24 protein-coding genes and 1 pseudogene are annotated in these 24,059 nt (G+C 64.2%); 13 read left to right on the top strand and 12 right to left on the bottom strand.

Features of this window, described 5'->3' with window-relative positions:
• Window positions 1–126 precede the first annotated feature (126 nt).
• Both CK220_RS00320 and CK220_RS00315 read left to right on the top strand, forming a co-directional pair.
• Complete coding sequence (locus CK220_RS00320) at window positions 127–888, top strand: COG4280 domain-containing protein (protein ID WP_095809675.1); 762 nt, start codon at window positions 127–129, stop codon at window positions 886–888.
• A gap of 92 nt (window positions 889–980) precedes the next feature.
• A complete protein-coding gene (locus CK220_RS00315) occupies window positions 981–1,199 on the top strand; it encodes a hypothetical protein (protein WP_095809674.1) in 219 nt (72 codons plus the stop codon).
• Window positions 1,200–1,243: 44 nt separating this feature from the next.
• On the opposite strand, the gene CK220_RS31750 is transcribed toward CK220_RS00315, so the two are convergent.
• Window positions 1,244–1,384, bottom strand: coding sequence for a hypothetical protein (locus tag CK220_RS31750; RefSeq protein WP_176478952.1), 141 nt, complete (start codon window positions 1,382–1,384; stop codon window positions 1,244–1,246).
• A gap of 164 nt (window positions 1,385–1,548) precedes the next feature.
• On the bottom strand, window positions 1,549–2,181 hold the full coding sequence (locus CK220_RS00305) for an isoprenylcysteine carboxylmethyltransferase family protein (protein WP_095809672.1): 633 nt from the start codon (window positions 2,179–2,181) through the stop codon (window positions 1,549–1,551).
• Window positions 2,182–2,379: 198 nt separating this feature from the next.
• Here CK220_RS00305 and CK220_RS00300 point away from each other — a divergent pair, with 198 nt between their 5' ends.
• From CK220_RS00300 to CK220_RS00290, 3 genes are read left to right on the top strand one after another with little or no spacing between them, the layout of a single operon-like run.
• Entirely contained in the window at window positions 2,380–3,057 is a 678-nt protein-coding gene (locus tag CK220_RS00300; RefSeq protein ID WP_095809671.1) for a winged helix-turn-helix domain-containing protein, read from the top strand.
• 56 nt (window positions 3,058–3,113) lie between these two features.
• Complete coding sequence (locus CK220_RS00295; protein WP_095809670.1) at window positions 3,114–3,494, top strand: YkvA family protein; 381 nt, start codon at window positions 3,114–3,116, stop codon at window positions 3,492–3,494.
• A 4-nt stretch (window positions 3,495–3,498) separates the two neighbouring features.
• Window positions 3,499–4,878, top strand: a complete 1,380-nt coding sequence (locus CK220_RS00290; protein ID WP_095809669.1) for a HAMP domain-containing sensor histidine kinase — start codon at window positions 3,499–3,501, stop codon at window positions 4,876–4,878.
• Between the two features lie 10 nt (window positions 4,879–4,888).
• Here CK220_RS00290 and CK220_RS00285 read toward each other — a convergent pair whose 3' ends face one another.
• Window positions 4,889–5,755 (bottom strand): helix-turn-helix domain-containing protein, encoded by an 867-nt coding sequence (locus CK220_RS00285; RefSeq protein WP_095809668.1) that lies wholly within the window; start codon window positions 5,753–5,755, stop codon window positions 4,889–4,891.
• A 106-nt stretch (window positions 5,756–5,861) separates the two neighbouring features.
• On the opposite strand from CK220_RS00285, the gene CK220_RS00280 reads away from it, so the two are divergent.
• From CK220_RS00280 to CK220_RS00260, 5 genes are all read left to right on the top strand, one after another.
• Complete coding sequence (locus CK220_RS00280; protein WP_095809667.1) at window positions 5,862–7,130, top strand: ABC transporter substrate-binding protein; 1,269 nt, start codon at window positions 5,862–5,864, stop codon at window positions 7,128–7,130.
• Window positions 7,131–7,440: 310 nt separating this feature from the next.
• Complete coding sequence (locus CK220_RS00275) at window positions 7,441–8,301, top strand: sugar ABC transporter permease (protein WP_095809666.1); 861 nt, start codon at window positions 7,441–7,443, stop codon at window positions 8,299–8,301.
• Complete coding sequence (locus tag CK220_RS00270; protein ID WP_095809665.1) at window positions 8,298–9,134, top strand: carbohydrate ABC transporter permease; 837 nt, start codon at window positions 8,298–8,300, stop codon at window positions 9,132–9,134. Before CK220_RS00275 ends, CK220_RS00270 begins: the two co-directional genes overlap by 4 nt.
• Before the next feature lie 12 nt (window positions 9,135–9,146).
• Window positions 9,147–10,232 (top strand): sn-glycerol-3-phosphate ABC transporter ATP-binding protein UgpC, encoded by a 1,086-nt coding sequence (gene ugpC, locus CK220_RS00265; RefSeq protein ID WP_095809664.1) that lies wholly within the window; start codon window positions 9,147–9,149, stop codon window positions 10,230–10,232.
• 54 nt (window positions 10,233–10,286) lie between these two features.
• Window positions 10,287–12,314 carry an aldo/keto reductase gene (locus tag CK220_RS00260; RefSeq protein WP_095810224.1) on the top strand — a complete coding sequence of 676 codons (2,028 nt, stop codon included), beginning with the start codon at window positions 10,287–10,289 and terminating at the stop codon, window positions 12,312–12,314.
• Window positions 12,315–12,512: 198 nt separating this feature from the next.
• Here the strand turns inward: CK220_RS00260 and CK220_RS00255 are convergent.
• Window positions 12,513–12,798 (bottom strand): annotated as a pseudogene (locus CK220_RS00255) (GIY-YIG nuclease family protein).
• A gap of 162 nt (window positions 12,799–12,960) precedes the next feature.
• Window positions 12,961–13,389 carry an Lrp/AsnC family transcriptional regulator gene (locus tag CK220_RS00250; RefSeq protein WP_095809663.1) on the bottom strand — a complete coding sequence of 143 codons (429 nt, stop codon included), beginning with the start codon at window positions 13,387–13,389 and terminating at the stop codon, window positions 12,961–12,963.
• A 120-nt stretch (window positions 13,390–13,509) separates the two neighbouring features.
• Between CK220_RS00250 and CK220_RS00245 the strand changes: the two genes are divergently transcribed.
• Window positions 13,510–14,613: a saccharopine dehydrogenase family protein gene (locus CK220_RS00245; protein ID WP_095809662.1), complete on the top strand. Its 1,104-nt coding sequence runs from the start codon at window positions 13,510–13,512 to the stop codon at window positions 14,611–14,613.
• 128 nt (window positions 14,614–14,741) lie between these two features.
• Here the strand turns inward: CK220_RS00245 and lpdA are convergent, their stop codons facing one another.
• The 4 genes from lpdA to CK220_RS00220 form a co-directional block, all read right to left on the bottom strand.
• Window positions 14,742–16,154: a dihydrolipoyl dehydrogenase gene (lpdA, locus tag CK220_RS00240; RefSeq protein ID WP_095809661.1), complete on the bottom strand. Its 1,413-nt coding sequence runs from the start codon at window positions 16,152–16,154 to the stop codon at window positions 14,742–14,744.
• A 306-nt stretch (window positions 16,155–16,460) separates the two neighbouring features.
• Window positions 16,461–17,774 (bottom strand): dihydrolipoamide acetyltransferase family protein, encoded by a 1,314-nt coding sequence (locus CK220_RS00230; RefSeq protein WP_095809659.1) that lies wholly within the window; start codon window positions 17,772–17,774, stop codon window positions 16,461–16,463.
• A 13-nt stretch (window positions 17,775–17,787) separates the two neighbouring features.
• The gene (locus CK220_RS00225) at window positions 17,788–18,801 is read right to left on the bottom strand and encodes an alpha-ketoacid dehydrogenase subunit beta (protein ID WP_095809658.1); all 1,014 of its coding nucleotides are present in this window, start codon (window positions 18,799–18,801) and stop codon (window positions 17,788–17,790) included.
• 3 nt (window positions 18,802–18,804) lie between these two features.
• Entirely contained in the window at window positions 18,805–20,037 is a 1,233-nt protein-coding gene (locus tag CK220_RS00220) for a 3-methyl-2-oxobutanoate dehydrogenase (2-methylpropanoyl-transferring) subunit alpha (RefSeq protein ID WP_095809657.1), read from the bottom strand.
• A gap of 33 nt (window positions 20,038–20,070) precedes the next feature.
• Here CK220_RS00220 and CK220_RS00215 point away from each other — a divergent pair, with 33 nt between their 5' ends.
• Window positions 20,071–20,346, top strand: coding sequence for a hypothetical protein (locus CK220_RS00215; protein ID WP_141245077.1), 276 nt, complete (start codon window positions 20,071–20,073; stop codon window positions 20,344–20,346).
• A 285-nt stretch (window positions 20,347–20,631) separates the two neighbouring features.
• The gene (holA, locus tag CK220_RS00210; RefSeq protein ID WP_095809655.1) at window positions 20,632–21,678 is read left to right on the top strand and encodes a DNA polymerase III subunit delta; all 1,047 of its coding nucleotides are present in this window, start codon (window positions 20,632–20,634) and stop codon (window positions 21,676–21,678) included.
• Window positions 21,679–21,993: 315 nt separating this feature from the next.
• On the opposite strand, the gene CK220_RS31225 is transcribed toward holA, so the two are convergent.
• The 3 genes from CK220_RS31225 to CK220_RS00200 form a co-directional block, all read right to left on the bottom strand.
• Entirely contained in the window at window positions 21,994–22,176 is a 183-nt protein-coding gene (locus tag CK220_RS31225) for a hypothetical protein (RefSeq protein WP_141245076.1), read from the bottom strand.
• A gap of 121 nt (window positions 22,177–22,297) precedes the next feature.
• Complete coding sequence (locus tag CK220_RS00205) at window positions 22,298–23,188, bottom strand: ParB/RepB/Spo0J family partition protein (RefSeq protein ID WP_095809654.1); 891 nt, start codon at window positions 23,186–23,188, stop codon at window positions 22,298–22,300.
• Window positions 23,189–23,256: 68 nt separating this feature from the next.
• Window positions 23,257–24,054, bottom strand: coding sequence for a ParA family protein (locus tag CK220_RS00200; protein ID WP_095809653.1), 798 nt, complete (start codon window positions 24,052–24,054; stop codon window positions 23,257–23,259).
• Window positions 24,055–24,059: the final 5 nt, after the last annotated feature.

The following is a 24,059-nucleotide window of genomic DNA, read 5'->3' as shown; positions in this document are numbered from 1 at the left end:
GAATGTGCAGCCGGCGACGGCCGATTCATCCATCCGCCATACTTTGTGCGTCATCGCCTGTTGAACAAGGCTGGACCGGCCCCGCCTTCCCAAAAGGCGGCGAAACACGGACCTCGGTGCCCATTCATGCATGAACTGACGCCCGTTCTCTCCACCGTGGCCGCTTCCTTCCTGGCGTCCTTTGTCGAGGTGGTCGAAGCCTTCACCATCGTGCTGGCCGTCGGCGTGACGCGCGGCTGGCGCCAGGCGCTGACAGGCGCCGTCTCGGCGCTCGCCGTGCTGGCGGCGCTGGTGCTGGCTTTCCGACCGCTGCTGCAGCTGATCCCGATCACGCTCCTGCAATTCGCGGTCGGCGTGCTTCTTATCCTGTTCGGCATGCGCTGGCTGCGCAAGGCGATCCTGCGCAGCGCCGGCATCATCGCGCTCCGCGACGAAGACGCAGCCTTTTCCAGGGAAACCGACGCGCTGACCCGCCAGGCCAACGACCGTCGCGCCGGCTATCTGGCCGGCGTGGCGGCCTTCAAGGCGGTGCTGCTCGAAGGGGTCGAGGTGGTGTTCATCGTCATTGCGGTCGGCACCGCGCATGGCCAGACGCTCTATGCCAGTCTCGGAGCGCTGGCCGCATTCGTGCTGGTGATGCTGATCGGCCTCGCCGTGCACCGGCCGCTGGCGCGCGTGCCGGAAAACGCGCTCAAATTCGTCGTCGGCCTGATGCTGACCAGCTTCGGCGTGTTCTGGACAGGCGAAGGCCTCGGCTCCGAATGGCCGGGCGAGGATTTTGCTCTCCTTGCCATCTTCGTCGTCATCGCCGCGGCATCCTTTGCCATGGTGCGCTGGCTGCGCAACGTCCACGCCGCGGCCGCAAAAGCAATTCCAGGAAAAGTATGAACCCGGTTTTCCGTCCGGAATTGCGGTCAAAGAAGAAACAGCGCGGTTTGCCGTTGCCGTGAAATGGTGGACCGCTCTAAGGGAATTGCCCGATGAAAATCGTCCGCCTTGTCCTGAAGGAGCTCGTCGGCATGTTCGTCGACGACGGCAGCCTTGCGCTTCTGGCGCTGCTTCTGATCGCTTTGGTCGCTGGCGCCGTGAAGCTTCTGGCGCTGCCGCCGCTCCTCGGCGCTGTCCTGATCCTGATCGGCTGCCTGGCGATCCTTTTGGAAAGCACGAGGCGCGGCGCGCGCGGCGGAGGCAACGGCTAAGCCGACCTGATGGGTGGCGCGGGCGGAACTCGACGCGACGCCCTTTAGGCTCGGAGGACGCGACTTTCCTTGCCGATCGCGCTTTTGACGAAAAGCTCGGCGTGGTCGGCCCACTGGATTTCCGTGACGTTGTTCTCGCGAACCGATCGTTTGAACGCTTCTCGCAACGCGTCGAGTTCAAACACCGACAACCGTCCGCGCGTATTGTGTTTCGATGTGCGAACGTCCATCACGCAGCCCAACAGCCCAAGTCATAAAGAGGTATATGCTTCGCCAGCTTTGCCCCTGACTTCTTTTGGGGTGCAATCGCCGGGCTTTTTAGATCGGGCAGCGAAATGCCCAATCGCAATCAGTAGATTGTGAACAAGGTCGGCAGCATGCCGCTCATGCGAAAATGCTCGACCGCCTCGATAAGCGGAAAGAAGACCAGAAAATATAGACCGTCCCGGAACGTGCTTTTCAGCGCGCTGGTGGAAAAGACCCATTGGTCCTCGTCGCGGTAGAGCATCGGATTCGGCCAGAAACGCGGCGTCCGCTCGGCATAGGCCGTGTAGGCGGCGCCGAACTTGCCGGACAGGAACTCGGCCTCCCGGCCGGCGGTGAACCGGAAGACGAGGAAGCTTGCAAGACCAAGCATCGCGGCGGCCAGCACCGATCCGAACATCAGCCCGATGCCGACCGCTCCGATGGTCGAGAAGAAGTAGAGCGGGTTGCGGGTCATCGAGAACGGACCGGAGACGACCAGTTCGGCGTTCTTCTTGCCGCCGACATAAAGGATGCTCCATAGCCGGCCGAGAAAGCAGACGAGCACGAGGCCGAAGCCGGTCGTCTCCATCAGCTCGTGTCCGCTCGAGCCCTCACCGAGGAACGGCTTGGAGAACAACAGCAGGACGATGGCCGTCACGGCGGCGACCTGGAGGACGATCAGGCGCTTGTGCTGGTCGAAGGCTTTTGACGCCGACTTGAGCGATGTATAGGCCATTCGGTTTCAGCCACTCCGGCCAGGACGTTGCGCTGGCCTAGCCTTTCTCGCGCCCGGGGGCGAGGACTTCCCAGTATTTTCGATCATTCTTACGAATTTGTAAGGACCCGGACAGGCCCGCGTAAGTTCGGCTTGTGGGAATGGGTGCTCGCCGATGCTACCGTGCCGCTTGAACTCGACACCGGACGATAGGCCAAGATGCGACTGCTGCTGGTTGAGGATGACCCAAGGACTGCCGACTACATCGTCAGGGGGCTGAGCGAGGCCGGGCACGCCTGCGATCTCTTGCGCAATGGCCACGAAGCGCTCGCCGCGGCAACCCGCAATGCCTATGACGTCATCGTGGCCGACCGTATGGTTCCCGGTCTCGACGGCCTGTCCATGATCAAGGCGGTGCGAGCGGCGGGCATCAAGACGCCGGCCATATTCCTGACCTCGATCGGCGGGGTCGACGACCGGGTGGAAGGGCTGGAGGCCGGCGGCGACGACTATCTCGTCAAGCCCTTCGCCTTTTCGGAGCTGCTTGCCCGCATCAACGCGCTCGGCCGAAGGCCGGCGGCGCAGGAGCAGAAGACCAGCCTTCGCGTTGCCGACCTCGAAATGGATCTGATCATGCGGCGCGTGACCAGGCGGGGCCGGACCATCGACCTGCAGCCCCGGGAGTTCAGCCTGCTCGAGGTGCTGATGCGCGGCGAGGGCCGGGTGATTACCCGCACCATGCTTCTGGAGCGCGTCTGGGACTTCCATTTCGATCCCAAGACCAGCGTCGTCGAGACCCATATCAGCCGGCTCAGGGCCAAGGTCGACAGGCCGTTCGACGTGCCGCTCATCCATACCGTGCGCAACACCGGCTACAGCCTGCACGCGCAGGGTTGACGATCCATGCCAGATCGCATCTCGCGCCTCCCGCCGGCTCTCCGTATATAAGCGACATGTCGATGCTGGACTCCCCAAGGCAATGGGCGCTTCGCATGAAGCGCGACGTCGTGGCGCTCTGGCTTGCCGCCCGCGATCCACGCGTTCCCTGGTACGCGAAGGTCGTGGCCGGCGCGGTTGCAGCCTATGCGCTGAGCCCCGTCGACCTCATTCCGGATTTCATTCCGATCATCGGCTATCTGGACGATCTTGTGATCGTTCCGCTCGGCATCCTGCTTGCGGTAAAGCTGGTTCCGGCCGGGCTGATGCGGGAACTCCGCGACACCGCCACGCGCAGCACCAAGCCGGTCAGCAGGGCAGGGCTGATTTTCATGATTGCCGTCTGGATGGTGGCGGCCCTGGCCTTGCTGTGGCTGTTCTGGCCGATGCCTGCGTAGTGCAATGAAAGAGGCACGCCCCAGCCTGCTGCGCAGCACGCCGTTCCGGCTGGCGCTGACCTTTGCCTTCTTGTTCGTGCTCGCCTTCATCCTGTCCGGCGCGATCGTCTATCAGTTGATGAGCGCCGATCTGGCGAGACGGCTCGATAAGTCCATCAAGGAGACCTATTCGGTCGTCGCCCTGACCTATGTCGCGAACGACAAGGAAGCTCTTGTCGCCTCGGTCGACAACAACGCCGACCTCAGCCCCGACAAGGACCAGCTTTTCTCGCTGGCCGACCCGGCCGGCAACCGCCTGGCGGGAAACTTCATCGCGTCCGGCCTGCCCGACGGTTTCTCGATGTTCGCCGCCAGATTGCCGGGTGTGCCGCCCGACACGATGTACCGCGCCTATACCGGCGAGGTCGGCGGCAACAATCTGACGGTCGCCTTCTCGCTGGCCGAGACGGACGAGCTGAAGACCATCGTGCTGATGAGCTTCGGCTGGGGCACGCTGTTCATCACCGGGCTCGCCATTGCCGGCGGCGCCCTGCTCGCCTCGCGCGTCCAGCGGCGGCTCGACGGCATTGCCGCCACCATGGTCGACGTCTCGCACGGACGACTCGACGCGCGCATCCCGCTGACCGGCAATGACGACGACATCGACGCCGTTTCCACGCAGGTGAACGCAGCCCTCGACCGCCTGTCGGGCCTGGTCGACGGCATGCGGGAGGTGAGCGCCAACATCGCGCACGACCTGAAGACGCCGCTCAACCGCCTGCAGATGATCCTGGAGCAGGCCGCCGACAAGACCGCTTCCGGCGAGAACGTATCAGCCGAATTGTCCGACGCGCGCAGCGAAAGCCGGCAGATCAACGACACCTTCGATGCGCTGCTGCGCATCGCCCAGATCGAGGCCGGTGCGCGCAAGGCGCGCTTCATCGATCTGGACGTCGGCAGCGTCGTCGACACCATCGGCGAGGTCTATGCCGACGTCGCCGAGGACGACGGGAAGTCCTTATCGACAGAACTCGTTCCGGACACGAAATGGTACATCCACGGCGACCGCGACCTGCTGATGCAGATGCTCGCCAACCTGGTCGAGAACGCACTCAGGCATTGTCCGCCGGGCACGGCGATCGAGCTGTCGGCGACGGGGCAGGGCGAGCGCGTCCTCATCCATGTCCGCGACAATGGGCCCGGCATTCCCGCCTGGGAGCGCGAAAAGGTCTTCCAGCGGCTTTACCGGCTGGATTCCAGCCGCACGACGCCGGGCAGCGGCCTCGGCTTGAGCCTCGTCAAGGCGGTCGCCGATCTGCATGGCGCGTCAATCACGCTTGAGGACAACAATCCAGGGCTCGCCGTCATCGTCGACTTGCCCGCCGTGAGGGAGCCCGCCGCTTGACGGGTAGGTTTCAGCGCACGCCCGCCCTGCGGAAATTGGAGGGCGACATGCCGGCAAGCTTGCGGAACGACTTATTGAAGGCGCTGAGCGAGCCGAAGCCCGAGTCCATGGCGACCTTCAGCACATTGGCGCCCTCATGCATCAACAGCGCCTGGGCGTAGCTCAGCCGCAGCAGGTTGACATATTCGTTGAGTGTCATGCCGGTCGATTTCTTGAATAGGCTCATGGCGTATTTCGGATGGATGTCGGCCGCCGCCGCGATGTTCATGCAGTCGATGTCGTAGAGAAAATTCTCGGCAATGAAATCGCACATGCGCCCGACATTGCGCGAGGACTGCTGGTCGAAGGCGTTGCCTGCGCCCTGCCCGGCCGCGCCTCCCGGCACCAGCCGGTACGGCTCGAAGCGCACCCGCTCGAGCCGCAGGAGCAGCTCGTTGACGGCGTGTTCGGCCTTGGCCGCATCGCCCGAGCGCGCATACTCGTTCCAGCGTTTGAAATTGTCGTTGTCCGACTGGTCGGTGGCATCCGTCACCAGCGTGGCGCCGGTCATCAGCCGGTGGCGGATGTCGGCCGGCAGATGCAGCCGGAAGAAATGCACCAGCGGCAGGTGCGCGCCGGCATAGATCGCATCATCGCTGAGATCGTCCATCTGGTGCGGCAGGCCGCCCCAGAACAGGCACATCTCGCCGGCCGAAAGCGCGAGTTGATGATCGTTCATCAAATAATGGACGCTGCCGCGAACAATGAAATTCACTTCCACCTGGGCGTGCCAATGCGGCTTGAGCATAACCAGCGGCTGCGTGTGGAACATTTGCAGCTTCAGCGGCATGCCTTCGACGCTGCTGGCGCCGGGTTGGTAGAACGGACGCTCCGGCATCTTACTTTCCGCCAATTTTCTTTTCCCTTTGTCGGGGACAAGCCTTCCGCCCTGCATAATCTAGCCACGCTCACAGTGAGAGAGCAAATGAAATGGGAGGATTTGAATGCGCATCACACTGACTTGCGCCGCGCTTTTGCTTGCTCTGGGGTCCAGCCCCGTTTTGGCGCAATCCGGCGAACTCACGATCTGGAGCTGGAACATCGCCGCCTCGTCGCTGAAATCGACGATCGAGGGCTTCAATAAGAAGTACCCCGACATCAAGGTCACCGTTCAGGACCTCGGCAACCAGCCGACCTATGACAAGTCGATCGCCGGCTGCGCCGCCGGCGGTGTCGGCCTGCCCGACATCGTCTCGATCGAGAACGGCGAGGCCGAGAACTACTGGAGCCAGTTCCCGGACTGCTTCGTCGACCTGCACACGCTGGGCTACACGGCGGAAGACCAGAAGAAATTCCCCGACTTCAAGCGCACCGAGCTCGAAGTCGGCGACAAGGCCTATGCCATGCCCTGGGATTCCGGCCCGGTCGCCGTCTTCTACCGCCGCGACTTCTACGAGAAGGCCGGCGTCGACCCCGCATCGATCAAGACCTGGGATGATTTCATCGTCGCCGGCAAGAAGATCCAGGCCGCCAACCCGGGCGTCACAATGACCAACGCCGACTTCAACGGCGATACCGAATTCTTCCGCATGATCTCCAACGAGCAGGGCTGCGCCTATTTCGCCGAGGACGGCCAGTCGATCACCGTCAACCAGCCGAAATGCGTCGACTCCATGACCAAGGTCAAGGAGATGAAGGACGCCGGCATCGTTTCGTCGGCCGACTGGTCGACCAAGATCACCAACAACACGGCAGGCACGGTCGCCACCCAGGTTTATGGCGGCTGGTATGAGGGCACGATCCGCACCGAATCGCCGAAGGAAAGCGGCAAATGGGGCGTCTACCTGATGCCGAGCCTGACCGCCGACGGCCCGCGCGCCGCCAATCTCGGCGGCTCCTCTTTGGCCATCACCGCGGCCAGCAAGAACAAGGAGGCGGCCTACGCCTACCTGAAATACACGCTGGAGACCAACGAAGGCCAGATCACCATGCTGAAGGATTTTGGCCTGGTGCCGTCACTGATTTCCGCGCTCGACGATCCTTACGTTGCGCAGGGGCAGCCCTATTGGGGGGGCCAGGCGGTCTGGAAGGATATCCTCGCCACGCTGCCGAAGGTCGTGCCGAGCCGCGGCACGCAGTTCCAGAGCGATGCCGAGATCATCGTGCGCGCCGTGCAGACCAAGTACCTGGCCGGCGGCTATCCCGATGCCAAGGCGGCCCTCGACGACGCCGCCAGCCAGATCGCCTCGGCGACCGGCCTGCCGGTCAAGTGAGAAGGCGGGAATGGATGCAGGTGGCAGTTTGAGAGCAGATCGCCGGACCGTCGGCGCCGCCCCTCACCTGCCTGCCGGCATCCTCTCCCCGTATAGTGACGGGGAGAGGGCGCTCTCGCCAATGATTTCGCCAATCGCTAGCGTTGCAAGACAGGCGCCAAGGCCGCGGCCAGCCCTTTCTCCCCGTCACTATACGGGGAGAAATGCCCGGCAGGGCAATGAGGGGCGGCGCCTACATCAACGATTGAAGCTGCCGATGAAACAGCGGCACTTAAGCCAAACCTGACAGCAGGAAAGGAGGAGGAACACGATGCGCTACCGCAACGCCACCGCATATCGCTTCCTCACGCCTTATCTCCTGATCTTCGCCATCTTCTGGATCTGGCCGATCATCAGCTCCTTCCTGATCTCCTTCCAGGCGACCCGCACCGTGCCGTGGCGCTTCGCCCCGACCTTCAACTGGGGCCGCCTGATCGGCGACCCCGCCTTCTTCAACGCGCTGAAGAACACGCTGCTGATCCTCGTCATCCAGGTGCCGGTGATGATCTCGCTGGCGGTCGTGATGGCGGTGCTTCTGAATTCGCCGCTGCTCAAGGCGCGCGGCCTCTACCGCTTCGCCTTCTTCGCCCCGGTCGTGGTCGGCGAGGTGGCTTATTCGGCGGTTTTCCGGCTGATGTTCAGCCTCGATTTCGGCATCGTCAACAAGCTCTTGAACAGCGTCGGCCTGGAGAAGATCGACTGGTTCTCCAACGTCACGCCGGCCATGGCCCTGATCATGATCGCGGTGACCTGGCGCTGGGCCGGCTACAACGCCATCATCATCCTCGCCGGTCTGCAGTCCATTCCCGACGACGTCTACGAGGCGGCGACGCTCGACCGCGTCAGCAAGCTGAGGCAGTTCTTCTACATCACCTTGCCGCTGTTGAAGCCGGTCATCGTCTTTTGCGCCGTGCTGTCGATCATCGGCACCATGCAGCTCTTCACCGAGCCCTTCCTGATCACCGAACGCGGCGGGCCGGGCGGCGGCACTGAAACCCTTGGCCTCTTGCTTTACCGCCAGGGCTTCCGCTCGCTCAATTTCGGCTATGCCTCGGCGATCGCCTACACCATGGCGGGCCTCGCCATTGCCATCACTTTGGTGCAGCTCTGGCTGACGAGGGAGCCGAAATGACCTCGCGCTCGCAAAGGCGGCTCGGGCGCAGCATCCTGCTGCATCTCTTCCTGACGCCGCTGGCGCTGATCTGGCTGTTCCCGCTGTGGATGATGGTGGTGTTCTCCACCATGCCCGACAACGGCATCTTCAGTCCCGGCATCGAGCTGCTGCCGCATGATGGCTTCCTCGACAATTTCAACAATCTGCAGCGCGACACCAATTTCGTCGGCGCCATCGGCATCTCCGTCTCGGTGGCGGTGACCTACACCTTTCTCTCGGTGCTGCTCACCTCGATGGCGGGCTGGGCGCTGGCGCGCTACGACTTCCTCGGCAAGGGCATGGTGGTGGCGATCATCTTCGGCACCATCACGCTTCCCTACGCCGTGGTGCTGATACCGCAATTCATCATGGTGGCGCGCGATTTCCAGCTCGCCAACACCTGGATCGCGCTGATCGTGCCGCCGCTGTTCAATTCGCTCGGCGTGCTCTTCATGCGCCAGGCCTTTTCGATGATGCCCGCCGAGCTGTTCGATGCGGCGAGGGTGGAAGGCGTGAAGGAATGGCGCATCTTCCTGTTCGTGGCGCTGCCTTTGGCGCGGCCGATGCTGGCGGCATTGGCCATCATCCTCTTCCTCGCCTCGTGGAACAACTACCTCTGGCCGCTTTTGATCAACAGTCAGCCCGGCGCGATGACGGCGCCGGTGGCGCTCGGCACGCTGATCGGCCTCACCAAGGTGTCCTGGGGCGGCATCATGGCCGGCGCCGTGATGCTGACCGTGCCGATGCTGATCGTCTTTGTGCTGCTGCAGCGTCATTTCATCGCCGGCATCGCCGCCGGCGCGGTCAAATAGGATAGGAACGAGATGGCGGCCGTCACCCTTACCAATGTCGTCAAGCGTTTCGGCACCTTCGAGGTCGTCCATGGCGCCAATATCGACATTGCCGACGGCGAGTTCGTCGTCTTCGTCGGCCCGTCGGGATGCGGCAAGTCCACGCTTCTTCGCATGGTCGCCGGGCTGGAGGACATCAGCGGCGGCGAGATCGCCATCGGCGGCAAGGTGGTGAACGATGTCGAGCCGGCCGATCGCGGCATCGCCATGGTGTTCCAGTCCTACGCGCTCTATCCGCACATGACGGTGGAGCAGAATCTGAGCTTCGGCCTGCGCATGAACGGCAATCCGAAGGCCGACACCCAACGGCGGGTCAAGCGCGCCGCCGAAATCCTGTGCATAGACGAGCTGATGCAGCGCCGGCCGAAGCAATTGTCCGGCGGCCAGCGCCAGCGTGTCGCCATCGGCCGCGCCATCGTGCGCGAGCCGCAGGTGTTCCTGTTCGACGAGCCGTTGAGCAACCTCGACGCCGAGCTGAGGGTTCAAATGCGGGTCGAGATCTCGCGCCTGCACAAGGAGCTTGGCGTCACCATGATCTATGTGACGCACGACCAGACCGAGGCGATGACGCTGGCCGACCGCATCGTCGTGCTCAAGGCCGGCAATGTCGAGCAGATCGGCGCACCGCTCGACCTTTACGACGATCCGGCCAACCGCTTCGTCGCCGGCTTCATCGGTTCGCCGAAGATGAATTTCATCGCAGCGCAGGTCGTCGATTTGTCCAACAGCGCAGCAACGGTCGAGCTCGTCAATCATGGCGGCGCCAGGCTGCGCAAGCCGCTCTGCGGCCCCTTGCCGGCGGCCGGCGCGGAGGTTGTGCTCGGGGTCAGGCCGGAGCATTTCTTCGAGGCCGGCGAGGGCGACTGCGACATTCCGGTGAAGGCCGACGTCGCCGAGCATCTGGGCTCGGTCAGCTATGTCTACGCCGATGCCGGGCCCGAGGAGCTGATCATCGAGCGCGAGGCCAGGCGCCAGCGCGCCAGCAGCGACCGTTTCACCGTCTCGATCAAGGCCGAGCGCTCGCTGCTCTTCGACAAGACAGGCGCGAGGATTCGCTGACTTCCCTTTCTGCCCGATCGCAAAGGCGTGGCGGCGACCCATGGAGAATTCGACATGACATCCGGAAAAATTCGCTGGGGCATTCTCGGACCCGGCAGCATCGCGAAATCCTTTGCCGGCGGCCTGGCGCAGTCGCGCACCGGCGAGTTGGTCGCGCTCGGCGCCCGCAATCCCGGCAAGCCCGGCCTTGCCGAGGCTTTTCCCGGCGTCCGCATCCTCGACGGCTATGACGCGCTGCTTGCCGACGACAGCGTCGATGCCGTCTACATTTCGATCCCGCATCCAGGCCATGCCGAATGGGCGATCAAGGCCGCCGAAGCCGGCAAGCATGTGCTGTGCGAAAAGCCGCTGGCGCTCACCGCCTTCGAGGCCGACGCCATGATTCATGCGGCGCGAAAAGCGGGCACCTTCCTGGGCGAAGCTTTCATGTACCGGCTGCATCCGCAGACGCTGCAGCTGGTCGAGCTGATCAAATCGGGCGCCATCGGCGAGGTCCGCATGATCAAGTCGAGCTTCGGCTTCGCCATGCCGGGTTTCATGCCCGAGCACCGGCTCTATGCCAACGAGCTGGCCGGCGGCGGCATCCTCGACGTCGGCGGCTATCCGGTCTCGATGGCGCGGTTGATTGCCGGCGCCGCGGCGGGAAAGCCTTTCCTCGAGCCGGACAAGGTCGTCGGGGCGGCCCATCTCGGCCAGTCCGGCGTCGATGAATGGGCCTCGGCGCTGCTCCAGTTCGCCGGCGGCATCGTCGCCGAGGTCTCGTGCAGCATCTCGCTCAACCAGGACAATGTCCTGCGCATTTTCGGCACCAACGGCCAAATCGAGGTGCCCGACTTCTGGTTCGCCGGTGGCAACCGCGATGTCGGACCGGGCCGGATCGACGTGATCCGGTCCGGCGGCACGCGCGAGGTGATCAGCGTCAACGAGACCCGCCACCTCTATTCCTTCGAGGTTGACGCCGCCGGCGAGGCGATCCTGGCCGGCCGCCAGGAATTCGCCTGGCCGGGCATGGGCTGGGCCGACAGCCTGGGCACGCTGCGCGTTCTCGACAAGTGGCGCGCCGCCGTCGGGCTGGAATACGAGATCGAAAAGCCGGCTAAGCGCGTCGACACCATCTCCGGCCGGCCGCTGCGCGCCAACGGCACCGCCATCGGCAAACGCGCGATCCCCGGTATGCCGAAGCCCGTATCGCGGCTGGCGCTCGGCTTCGAGGATTTCCGCACCTTTTCCTCGGGATCGATCCTGCTCGACGCCTATTTCGAGGCCGGCGGCAATCTGTTCGACACCGGCTTCGTCTATGGCGCCGGCTACACGGAAACGCTGCTTGGGCAATGGCTGAAGAATCGCGGCGTGCGCGAACACTCGGTCATCATCGCCAAGGGCGCACATACGCCGCTCTGCTATCCCGATGTGATCGGCAAGCAGCTTGCCCAGTCGCTCGACCGGCTGCAGACCGACCATGTCGACATCTATTTCATGCATCGCGACAATCCGGACGTGCCGGTCGGCGAGTTCGTCGATGCCATGGACCGCGAGGTCAAGGCCGGCCGTATCCGCGGCCTGTTCGGCGGCTCCAACTGGACGATGGAGCGTATGGACGCGGCGATCGCCTATGCCGAACGCACCGGCAAGCAGAAGCCCGGCGCGCTTTCCAACAACTTTTCCCTGGCCGAGATGCTGGAGCCGATCTGGGCCGGCTGCATCACCTCCTCCACCGACGATTGGAAAGCTTGGCTGACGGCGCGGCAGATGCCGAACTTCGCCTGGTCGAGCCAGGGCCGCGGCTTCTTCACCGACCGCGCCGGCCGCGACCGCACCGACAATGAAGAGCTGGTGCGGGTCTGGTATTCGGAAAAGAACTTCGGCCGCCGCGACCGCGCCATCGACCTTGCGAGGAGGCTCGGCAAGAGTCCCATCCATGTCGCGCTCGCTTATGTCCTGGCGCAGCCCTTCCCTTCGGTCCCGCTGATCGGCCCGCGCACGCTGGACGAGCTGGAGGACAGCCTCAAGGCGCTGGATATCGCGCTGACACCGGAGGATTTGGCTCGGCTGGATGACGGGCCGGAGCGGAGACGGGCGTAGAGCAGACGTTTGAGATTGGCGAAACCCGCCGCGACATCCGATCTCCCCCCTTGCGGGGGAGATGCCTGGCAAGGCAGAGGGGTCGCTGTTCCGCCAACCTTTCCTTCGTCATTCTAGGGCGGAGCAAGGAGCGAAGCGACGCGCGCAGACCCTAGAATCCATGCCGTGACGCCTGAGCGCCGCAACGGTACAGAATACTCACCAGCCAATTCCGCGAAACAAGTCGAACCATTCCGGATTGGTCTTCTCGATGAGTTCGATCTTCCATGGCGAGGCCAGCGCTTCAATGACCTCTAACGCTGGATGGCGTCGGTGATATCGAAATACTCTCGTACCATACCAAACGGTGCACACCGTAGCGGCTGGTGAACCTGGAGCCTTGGCCGGTCTTGTGTTCTGGTATGCGACGAGCAAGGTCGTTGGTGACACCGATATAGATCGTGCCGCCCTTCTGGCTTGCGGTCATGCAAACAAAGCCTGTCATGCTGCGATCTTACCTAGCACCATCGCCAACGGCTATTCTGACCGTTGCATTCTACGGCCAATGTCACGGCATGGATTCTAGGGTCTGCGCGCGTCGCTTCGCTCCTTGCTCCGCCCTAGAATGACGAAAGGTGCGCCGGCGCTCTACGCAAGGCGCTCCCCGCTACCTATCAACCCGCGTCGACAAAATGATCGACGACGACGTCCGCTCCACCCCGTCCATTGCCCCGATCTGGTCGAGCAGCGCGTCGAGGTCTTTGATCGACGGGGCGTCGACGAGGACGATCATGTCGAAATTGCCGCTCACCGAATGCACTGTCCGGACGGGCGGCATCGCCTCCAGGCTACGCACCACCTTGTCGGCGAGTTTCGGCGTGACGGTGAGCAGCACATGCGCCTTGACCAGACCCTGCTCATAGTCGGGTGACAGCCTGACACCGTAGCCGGTGATGATGCCGCGCTGCTCCAGCCGCTCGATCCGGCTCTGCACCGTTGTGCGCGACACGCCGAGCTTCCTCGCCAGCTCGGCGGTGGAGGCGCGCGCGTTGGCGCGCAGCAGCGTCAGCAGGGCCTGTTCAGCTTCACTGATCATTTCGACGAAACCTTTCGGCAAATTGCGTTATGTTCAGCTTCACTTTGCCAGATTCCGAGCTTCCTTTCGACAGGCAAGCTGCGATCCTTCCAGCCAATTCGAATTGGCAGGGGTATCGTCATGAAAAACATTGTTGTCGTCGGCGCCGGCAAGATCGGCTCGACCATCGCTGAAATGCTTACCGCCACGGGCGACTACCGCGTCACCGTGGTCGACCGCTCGGCGGTCCAGCTCGCCGCAGCCGAATTGCCGGCCGGCGTCGAGACCAAGGAGCTCGACATCGCCGTGCCCGGCGCGCTTGAGGCAGCGCTTGCCGGCAAATTCGCCGTGCTGAGCGCCGCGCCCTTCCACCTCACCAGCCGCATCGCCGAGGCTGCGGCCAAGGCCGGCGTGCACTATCTCGATCTCACCGAGGACGTCGCCAGCACCCGCCGGGTCAAGGAGCTGGCCCGTGAGGGCAAGAGCGCCTTCATTCCGCAATGCGGCCTGGCGCCGGGCTTCATCTCGGTTGTCGCCAACGATCTGGCCAGCCGCTTCGACACGCTCGAAAGCGTGCGCATGCGCGTCGGCGCGCTGCCGCAATATCCGTCGAACGCGTTGAACTACAATCTCACCTGGAGCACTGACGGCGTCATCAACGAATATTGCGAGCCTTGCGAGGCGATCGTCGAGGGCGAACTGGTCGAGGTGCCGCCGCTGGAGGAGCGCGAGGAATTCTCGCTCGACGGCGTCACCTATGAGGCCTTCAACACCTCCGGCGGTCTCGGCACTCTGGCCGAGACGCTGAAGGGCAAGGTGCGGACGCTGAACTACCGCACCATCCGCTATCCCGGCCATGCCGCGATCATGAAGGCGCTGCTCAACGACCTCGGGCTGCGCCACCGCCGCGACGTGCTGAAGGACATTTTTGAGAGCGCCCTGCCGGCGACGCTGCAGGACGTCGTCATCGTCTTCGTCACCGTTTCCGGCCGCAGGAACGGCCGCCTGCTGCAGGAGACCTATGCCAACAAGATCTATTCGCACCGTGTCGGCAACGTCGTTCGCAGCGCCATCCAGATCACCACCGCCTCCGGCATCTGCGCCGTGCTCGACATGCTGGCCGACGGCACGCTGCCGGCGAAGGGTTTCGTGCGGCAGGAAGACATCGCGCTCGACGCATTTCTGGCCAACCGCTTCGGCCGCGCCTACGCCCAGCACGAGGCGGCGAGCCGCCTGGCGGGGTGATCTCTTTACCCTCCCCCTTGTGGGGAGGGTCGGCGCGCAGCGCCGGGGTGGGGGCAGCGCCCTACGAGAACCCCCACCCCGCTCCGCTTCGCGGATCGACCCTCCCCACAAGGGGGAGGGTAAGGGGCCTAAATATGCAGCGCGTGGCCCAGCGCCTTCAGCGCCGCTTCCTGGAAGCCCTCGCCCTGGGTCGGATGCGCATGGATGGTGCCTGCTATATCCTCCAGCCGCGCGCCCATTTCGAGCGCCAGGCCAAACGCCGCGGCCAGTTCCGAAACGCCCTGACCAACCGCCTGGATGCCCAGCACCAGATGGTTGTCCGCGCGGGCGACGATGCGCACGAACCCATCCTCGCCTTGCTTGGTCATGGCGCGGCCGTTGGCTGCGAACGGAAATTGTCCGATCTTGACCTCGCCTACGAGCGTCTTCGCCTCGTCCGGCGACAGGCCGGCGGTGACCAGCTCGGGATCGGTGAAGCAGATCGCCGGGATCGCGCGCTTGTCCCAGCTTCGTTTGTGGCCGGCAACGATCTCGGCCACCATCTCGCCCTGCGCCATCGCCCGGTGCGCCAGCATCGGCTCTCCGGTGACATCGCCGATAGCGTAGATGCCACGCATCGAGGTGCGGCACTGGTCGTCGATGCGGATGAATTTTCCGACCATGTCGAGGTCGATCTGCTCGAGCCCCCAGCCCTCGGTGAGCGGCTTCCGCCCCACCGTGACCAGGACCCTGTCAGCGGCGATCTTAGCGTTCTTGCCATCTGCCGTCTCGACCAGCAGCGCATCGCCCTTGCCCGCCTGTCCTTGGGTCGACAGCCCCTTAGCCTTGGCGCCTGGCATCACTTCGACGCCGAGTTCGCCGAGCCGCTTCAGCACCGGCCTCGTCAGCTCCGCATCATATTGCGTAAGCACGCGCGGCAGGGCTTCGACCACGGTGACATGAGAGCCCATCTTGGCGAAGGCCATGCCGAGCTCGAGCCCGATATAGCCGCCGCCAACGACGGCCAGCGTCTTCGGCACCTCGCTCAGCGCCAGCGCTTCGGTCGACGAGATGACCGGGCCGCCGAAGGGCAGGAACGGCAATTCGACCGGCACCGAGCCGGTGGCGATCACCACCGCCTCGGCGCGAATCACCTGGCTTCCCGTCTCGGTCTCGACCTCGACGGTCTTGCCGTCGCGGACCGTCGCCCAGCCCTGCACGGTCTTGACCTTGGCCTTCTTCAGCAGGCCGGCGACGCCGCTGTTCAGCCGGCTAACGATACCGTCCTTCCATGCAACGGTCTTGGTCAGGTCAAGCGTCGGCTGGGCGACCGCGATGCCGAGCAGATCCTTGCCGCCGGCGATCTGCGCGATCTTCGCGAACTCTTCCGCCGCATGGATGAGCGCCTTCGACGGGATGCAGCCGACATTGAGGCAGGTGCCGCCCGGCTTGCCGAACTCGACGATCACCGTGTCGACGCCGAGTTGCCCGGCGCGGATGGCGCAGACATAGCCGCCCGGACCGGCGCCGATGATGAGCAGCTTGCAGGAGATTTCTTTCATGTCGGCGGTGCCCTTGTGCTGGGAGCGGCAGGAGGTGTGCCCCTTTCGGGGCTTGCGCCGCCCCTCATCCGCCTGCCGGCACCTTCTCCCCGTATAGTAACGGGGAGAAGGGAGACGGCCGCAACCTCTGCGCTCACCTTGCAACGGTGAAAATTGGCGAAGGCGTTGATGAAAGCGTCTTTCTCCCCGTCACTACACGGGGAGAAATGCCCGGCAGGGCAATGAGGGGCGGCGCGGCGCCCGCTCACCCGAGCTCTGGCAGGTGAAGCGGATGGGAAAACACGACGAGAACGCATTCCATCCCCCTCAATCCACGAAGATCAGCGCCGGCGTCTCAAGCAAGGTCTTGATCCGCTGCACAAACACCGCGGCATCCCAGCCGTCGATGACGCGATGGTCGAAGCTGGACGACAGGTTCATCATCTTGCGCGGGATGAACTGCGTGCCGTCCCAGACCGGCCGCATCATGATCTTGTTGACGCCGACAATCGCCACTTCCGGATAATTGATGACCGGCGTGGTCGCCACGCCGCCCATCGCCCCGAGCGAGGTGATGGTGATGGTCGAGCCGGAAAGCTCGTCGCGCGTCGCCGTGCCGGACTTGGCCGCGTCGGCAAGCCGGTTGATCTCGGCGGCGCTTTCCCAGAGGTCGCGCGCCTCGGCATGCTTGACCACCGGCACGACGAGCCCGGTCGGCGTCTGCGCGGCGATGCCGATATGGACGCCCTCGTGTTGGTGGATAATGCCGGCCTCGTCGTCGAACAGCGCGTTGAGGTTCGGCTGATTGGCGATCGCCTTGACCATTGCCCGCATCAGGAACGGCAGCAGCGTCAGCTTCGGCCGGTCTTGCCGCTTCTCTTTGTTGAGCGCGGCGCGCAGTTCTTCCAGCGCCGTGACGTCGATCTCCTCGACATAGGTGATATGCGGAATGTGCGACTTGGCGAGCGCCATCTTCTCGGCGATCTTGCGCCGCAGGCCGACGACCTTGATGTCCTCGACGCCCTCCTTGCGGGCAAGGCCGGTCGCGCGTGCAAGCTGCGGACCGCGCGCCAGGAACGCCTCGACGTCCTCATGGCTGATGCGCCCGGCCGGGCCGCTGCCCGGAACCTGGCGAAGATCGATGCCGGCTTCCTTGGCGCGCAGCCGCACGGCGGGCGAGGCCAGCGGTTTTTCGCCTTCCGCGCGCGGCGCGCCGGTGACGGACGCCGGGCGCGCACCCTTTGGTGCCGCGATGGAAGGCTGAGCCGGGGCCTGTGCCGGTTTTGGCGCCGCTTTCGGAGCGCCCGATACCGGTTTGGACCTTGCCTCCACGGGCTCAGTCGGCGCTTCTGCCTTCGGCGCGGCCCTGGCACCGCTGCCTGCCGTCACGTTCCCTTCGCCGGCGATTTGAAGCCGCACGATCGGCGAGCCGATCGCCACCGTGTCGCCGATCTCGGCGCCGAGCCAAAGGATCTCGCCGTCGACCGGCGACGGGATCTCGACCGTCGCCTTGTCGGTCATGACGGCCGCCAGCACCGCATCCTCGCGCACGAGGTCGCCGATCTTGACATGCCATTCGACAAGCTCGGCCTCGGCGACGCCTTCGCCGACATCGGGAAGCTTGATCACATATTCGCCCATCGTCCGGCCTCCCTCAGGCTTCCATGGTCTCGACAAGCGCGCGCCCGACCCGCGCGGGGCCGGGGAAATACTCCCACTCCTGCGCATGCGGATAGGGCGTGTCCCACCCGGCGACCCGCGCCACCGGCGCCTCCAGATGGTAGAAGCAGTTCTCCTGCACCAGCGCCGCGAGCTCGGCGCCGAAGCCGGAGGTCAGCGTCGCCTCATGCACGACGACGCAGCGCCCGGTCTTCTTCACCGAGGCGACGATCGTGTCGAGGTCGAGCGGCAGGAGCGTCCTGAGGTCGATGATCTCGGCATCGATGCCGGTTTCCGCGGCCGCGGCCTGCGCGACATAGACCATGGTGCCGTAGGCGAGCACGGTGACCGCCGAGCCTTGCCGGCGGATCGCCGCTTTGCCGAGCGGTATGGTGTAATGGCCATCCGCCACTTCGCCGAGCTCGTGCTTCGACCAAGGCGTCACCGGGTTGTCGTGATGGCCGTCGAAGGGCCCGTTGTAGAGCCGCTTCGGCTCCAGGAAGATCACGGGGTCCGGATCCTCGATCGCGGCGATCAAAAGCCCCTTGGCGTCATGCGGGTTGGACGGCACCACCGTCTTAAGGCCGGATACATGCGTGAACAGCGCTTCCGGGCTCTGGCTGTGCGTCTGGCCGCCGAAGATGCCACCGCCGGTCGGCATCCTGACGACAATCGGGCAGGTGAAGTCGTTGTTGGAGCGGTAGCGCAGCCGCGCCGCCTCCGAGACGATCTGGTCGTAGGCCGGGTAGACATAGTCGGCGAACTGCACCTCGACGCAGGGCCTCAGCCCATAGGCGGCCATGCCGATGGCCGAGCCGACAATGCCGGATTCGCTGATCGGCGCATCGAAGCAGCGGTTCTTGCCGTATTTGGCCTGCAGGCCTTGCGTGCAGCGGAACACGCCGCCGAAGAAGCCGACATCCTCGCCATAGACGATGACGCGCTCGTCGCGCGCCATCGACACGTCCATGGCATCGCGGATCGCCTCAATCATGGTGCGTCTCGGCATCGATCAGACCCCCGCCTGCTGGCGCTGGCGCCTCAAATGCGGCGGCGTCTCGGCATAGACGCCTTCGAACATATCGCGCGTCGACGGCTTGCCGCCGGCATGCAGCGTGCCGTGGCTTTCGGCTTCCTTCTGCGCCGCGATCACCATTTCGAGGATCTCGGCTTCCGCCTGGATGTGACGCTGTTCCGTCCAGACTTCCTTGTGGATGAGATGGTTCTTCAGCCGGATGATCGGATCGCCGAGCGGCCAGGCGTCCGATTCCGCCTTCGGCCGGTAAGCCGACGGATCGTCCGAGCTCGAATGCGCACCGACGCGATAGGTGACATATTCGACCAGAGTCGGCCCGAGATTGCGACGCGCCCGGTCGATGGCCCATTTCGCTACCGCATGGACGGCGAGATAGTCGTTGCCGTCGACGCGCAGCGACGGGATGCCGAAGCCGAGACCGCGCGCGGCGAAAGTGCCGGAGCCGCCGCGGGCAATGCCCTGGAAGGTGGAGATGGCCCACTGGTTGTTGACGACATTGAGCACGACCGGCGCCTTGTAGGTCGAGGCGAAGACCAGCGCCGCATGGAAATCGGATTCCGCGGTCGAGCCATCGCCGATCCAGGCCGCGGCGATGCGGGAATCGTTGGAGATCGCCGAGGCCATCGCCCAGCCGACCGCCTGGATGTACTGCGTCGCCAGATTGCCGGAGATCGAGAAGAAGCCGTGCTCCTTCGAGGAGTACATGATCGGCAGCTGCCGGCCTTTCAGCGGATCGGCCTCGTTGGAATAGATCTGGTTCATCATCGCAACCATCGGATAGCCGTCGGCGATGAGCAGGCCGGCTTGCCGATAGGTCGGGAAATTCATGTCGCCAGGCTCGAGTGCCTTGCGGAAGGCGCAGCTCACCGCCTCTTCACCCAGATGCTGCATGTAGAAGGAGGTCTTGCCCTGGCGCTGCGCCATCTGCATGCGCGTATCGAAGGTCCTGAGCGTCATCATATGGCGCAGACCTTCGAGCAGCTCCTCGTCAGTGAGCAGCCCGGCCCATGGCCCGACGGCTTCGCCGGCGCGGTTAAGCACGCGGATGATGGAGAAGGCCATGTCGCGGATGGTGCGCGGATCGACATCGACCTCCGGCCGCGGCACGGACCCCGCTTTGGGAATGGTCACATTCGAGAAGTCGGGCGTGCCGCCGGGCCGAACCTCGGGCTCGGGGACATGAAAGCGCAACATTCCAGCATCGGCCATGACCTTCGTCCTCCAATGTTGCCGGTGCGATACTTGCACATCCGCGCCGCCATTTCATCGGGCGAGATGGCGGCCGTCCTCCCGGTCATCAGCCTCGTCGAGCCGATGCGGCACATGGCCGACAAGATGCAGATATGGCGCCGAAATTTCTTGTCGATCTTTTCCGGCGCTACGCAATTTGGCGGAAGTTTGCGAAGCGGTTGCCGCCAGAAAAGACAACCAAGGCATGTGCGGCGGCCGAGCGATCGCATCGGCCTGGTTTGCAATCTGCCGAAATCGGCCGCTTTGGAGATGTCGCAGCCGACATAGTTCTGTACTATCATGTCCACGCCTCTTCCTGTGGTGCGGGGTCTGCTTGGAACAGCCCCGCGCAACTGTTCAGGTTGATGGTTCACCGGTGGGAAGGGACCGGGCCATGCCACGGCCTGTCCGAAAGGACGACCAGGATCCACTCGGTCTCCTTCCCACTTCAACCATGCACCGGAACCAACACAGAGGATCCTCGGGTCAAGCGGGGTCAAGCCCGAGGATGACGAAGAGAGGCCGGCCGCTTCTCCGTTCACTCCGTCTCCGCCTCGTGCTAACTCACCCCGCATGGCACAGAAGAAGGGATATGAGGTCGATTCGTGGCTGGCGCGGCCGGATCCAGCCATGGCCATCATCCTGCTTTACGGCCCCGATCGCGGCCTGGTCGCCGAGCGGGCCAAGACCTTCGCGTCGAAGACCGGGCTGCCGCTCGACGATCCTTTCTCAGTGGTCAAGCTGGACGGCGCGGAAGTCGACCGCGACGAAGGCCGTCTGCTCGACGAAGCGCGCACCGTGCCGATGTTTTCCGACCGGCGGCTGCTTTGGATCCGCAACGCCAGCGGCCAGAAGGCGCTGGCCGACGACATCAAGGCGCTGACGGCGGAGCCGGCGCGGGATGCTCTCATCCTCATCGAGGCGGGCGACCTGAAGAAGGGCACTGGCCTGCGGGCCATCGTCGAGGCAGCCGGCAACGCCATCGCCTTGCCCTGCTACGCCGACGAGGCCCGCGATCTGGACTCGGTGATCGACGACGAGCTGCGCAAGGCCGGCATGTCGATGACGCTCGACGCCCGGCAGGCGCTGCGCCGCAATCTCGGCGGCGACCGGCTGGCCTCGCGCGGCGAGATCGACAAGCTGGTCCTCTACGCCCATGGCAAGAAGGAGATCGACCTCGACGACGTCAACGCCTTGTCCGGCGACGTCTCCGGCGCCTCCTTCGACGCCGCGGTCGACGCCATGCTCGACGGCAAGGTTGGCGATTTCGACATTGCCTTCACCCGGCATTGTGCGTCCGGCGGCCATCCTTTCCTGGTGCTGTCCTCGGCGATGCGGCAATTGCAGGCAATCCAGGTCATGCGCGGCCAGATCGAATCCGGCGGCCGCAACGCCGCCTCTGTCGTGGCGGGAGCCCGCCCGCCGGTCTTCTTCTCGCGCCGCAAGCTGTTGGAAAAGACGCTCGAGCGCTGGAACAGCGAAGCGCTCGGCCGCGCGCTGAACCGGCTGCAGACCGCGGTGCTGCAGACGCGCAAGCGGCCGGATTTGTCGGAAGCGCTGGCAAGGCAGGCGCTGCTTGGGATTGCTGTGGAAAGCGCGAGGCTGGGGCAGCGCGGCTGATCTCCCCTTGAGGGGGAGATCAGCCGAAGGCGACAGAGAGGGTCGCTGCGCGTGGAGTGCCAGCGTTTTCCTGCACAACCGACACGCTGGCGATCTATGCGGGGCGACCCCTTCTGGCCTGCCGGCCATCGGGGAGATCCGCCGTCACCGCCGCGTTCGCCAATCGCCGCGGTCAACGAAAAGGGCCGGCATAGCGGCCAGCCCTAAACCATGGTAGTTTCGGCACATGAAGCATCTTACCCTGGCAAATCTGGCGACCTACGCAGGAACATGTGCGCGATGTTTGCTTTTCTCTGCCATAGCAACGGCCTTTGTCTATTTCACTTCGTCGCCAAACCCTGAGGTGTATTGGTCGAGCATTTTTTGGGGCAATGCTTTGGGCTTGTTTCTTGGTAACACGTTTGTCATTCCTGCCATCGGCCGGCTCACGGGCAAAGTGGAAAGAAGCGCCAGATCAGTCGAAAAAATCTGATAGTTCGGATCGCTGACAGGTTTCATGCAGAGATCTCTAGGCAAGCGCAGCGAGCAGGCTCTTTTTGTCTATCACCAATATATCAAGCGTATCCAACCCTTAACCAAAAGTTCATTAGCCGGCACGATACCGTGCTGCCTCAATCACCTACCGCTCGTCCTTCAGACGCCGACAGAGCTCGTCGAGCTGATCCAGCGTACTGTAATTCACCCGCAACGTGCCGCCTTTGCCCTTGTGCTCAACGGTCACGATCATGCCGATGGTGTTGGTCATAAGCCGTTCCAGCGCCAGCGTGTCGGGATCCTTTTCCGGCGCGCTCGGCGCGGATCTGACTTTGGCCGGTGTCGGTCCGGCGGGCATTTGCGCCAGCGCCTCGGCCTGGCGCACCGAAAGCCCTTCCTCGACGATCCGCTTGGCGAGCCCCGCCGGATCGCCGGCCGTGACCAGCGTCCGGGCATGGCCGGCCGACAATGCGCCGTCGACCAGCATGTCGCGGATGACGTCCGGCAGCTTCAGCAGTCTCAGCGTGTTGGCGACATGACTGCGGCTCTTGCCGATCACCTGGCCGAGATCGGCCTGCGTGTAGCCATGCTCGTCGATCAGCTGCTGGTAGCCCTGCGCTTCCTCCACCGGATTGAGGTCGGTGCGCTGCACGTTCTCGATGATCGCCAGTTCCAGCGCCGTGCGGTCGTTGACGTCGCGCACGATGAGCGGGATTTCAGTCAGCCCCGCGCGCTGCGCGGCGCGCCAGCGCCGCTCGCCGGCGATGATCTCGTAGCGGCCGGGCTGCGACGGCGAGGGCCGCGCCACCACCGGCTGCACCACGCCATGCTCCCGGATCGACTGGGCGAGGTCGGTGAGTTCGGCATCGCCGAAATGCCGGCGCGGGTTCTTCGGGTTCGGGCTGACGAACTCGATCGGCACCTTGCCATCCACCGCGACCGCGCTCGGCTTTTCGGGTGCTGCCGGACGATCAATCTCGCCGATCAGCGCCGCGAGGCCGCGGCCCAGTCTTTTTTTCGATTGGTCTTCGCTCATTATTCTGTCCAGATTATTTCGGGGTCGAATCGGCTATTCGTAAATGACACTCGGCCCGTTCGCGCAATTCAGGCGGCGCGCAGCTTGCGCTCGCGGCGGATGACCTCGGAGGCAAGCTGCAGATAAGCCTGGCTGCCGGAACACTTAAGATCGTAAAGGATCGCCGGCTTGCCGTAGGACGGCGCTTCGGAAACCCGCACATTGCGCGGGATGATTGTCTCGTAAACCTTGTCGCCCATATGCGCGCGCACATCCTGCACCACCTGGTTGGCGAGGTTGTTGCGGCCATCGAACATGGTGAGCACGATGCCTTGGATGGTGAGGTCCGGATTGATCGTGCCGCGCACCTGCTCGACCGTTGCGAGCAATTGGCTGAGACCTTCCAGCGCGAAGAATTCGCATTGCAGCGGCACGAGAACGGAATCGGCCGCCGCCATTGAATTCAACGTCAAAAGATTGAGCGAGGGCGGGCAGTCGATCAGCACATAGCCGAACGGCGCCCCGCGCCCGGCTGCAGCGCGGAGCGCATTGCGCAAGCGCAGCACCCTGTCTGGCGCCGAGGCGATCTCCATTTCGATGCCGAGCAGGTCAAGGGTCGAGGGAACGATCGAAAGTCCTGGCACCGCCGTCGGCACCGCGGCCGCCTCAAGATCCAGCTCGCCGGTCAGCACGTCATAAGACGAGACGGTGCGATCCTTGCGGTCGATGCCGAGCCCGGTGCTGGCATTGCCCTGCGGATCGAGGTCGACGATCAGCACGCGCTCGCCGATCGCGGCCAGCGCCGTGGCCAAATTGATTGCCGTGGTCGTCTTGCCGACGCCGCCCTTCTGATTGGCAACGGTGATGATACGCGGTCCAGTTTTCATGGGTC

The organism is Mesorhizobium sp. WSM3860 (genome assembly GCF_002294995.1).
Taxonomy (GTDB): domain Bacteria; phylum Pseudomonadota; class Alphaproteobacteria; order Rhizobiales; family Rhizobiaceae; genus Mesorhizobium.
The sequence above is the reverse complement of the archived record's forward strand: the minus strand, read 5'-3'. Positions and strand labels throughout refer to the sequence as shown.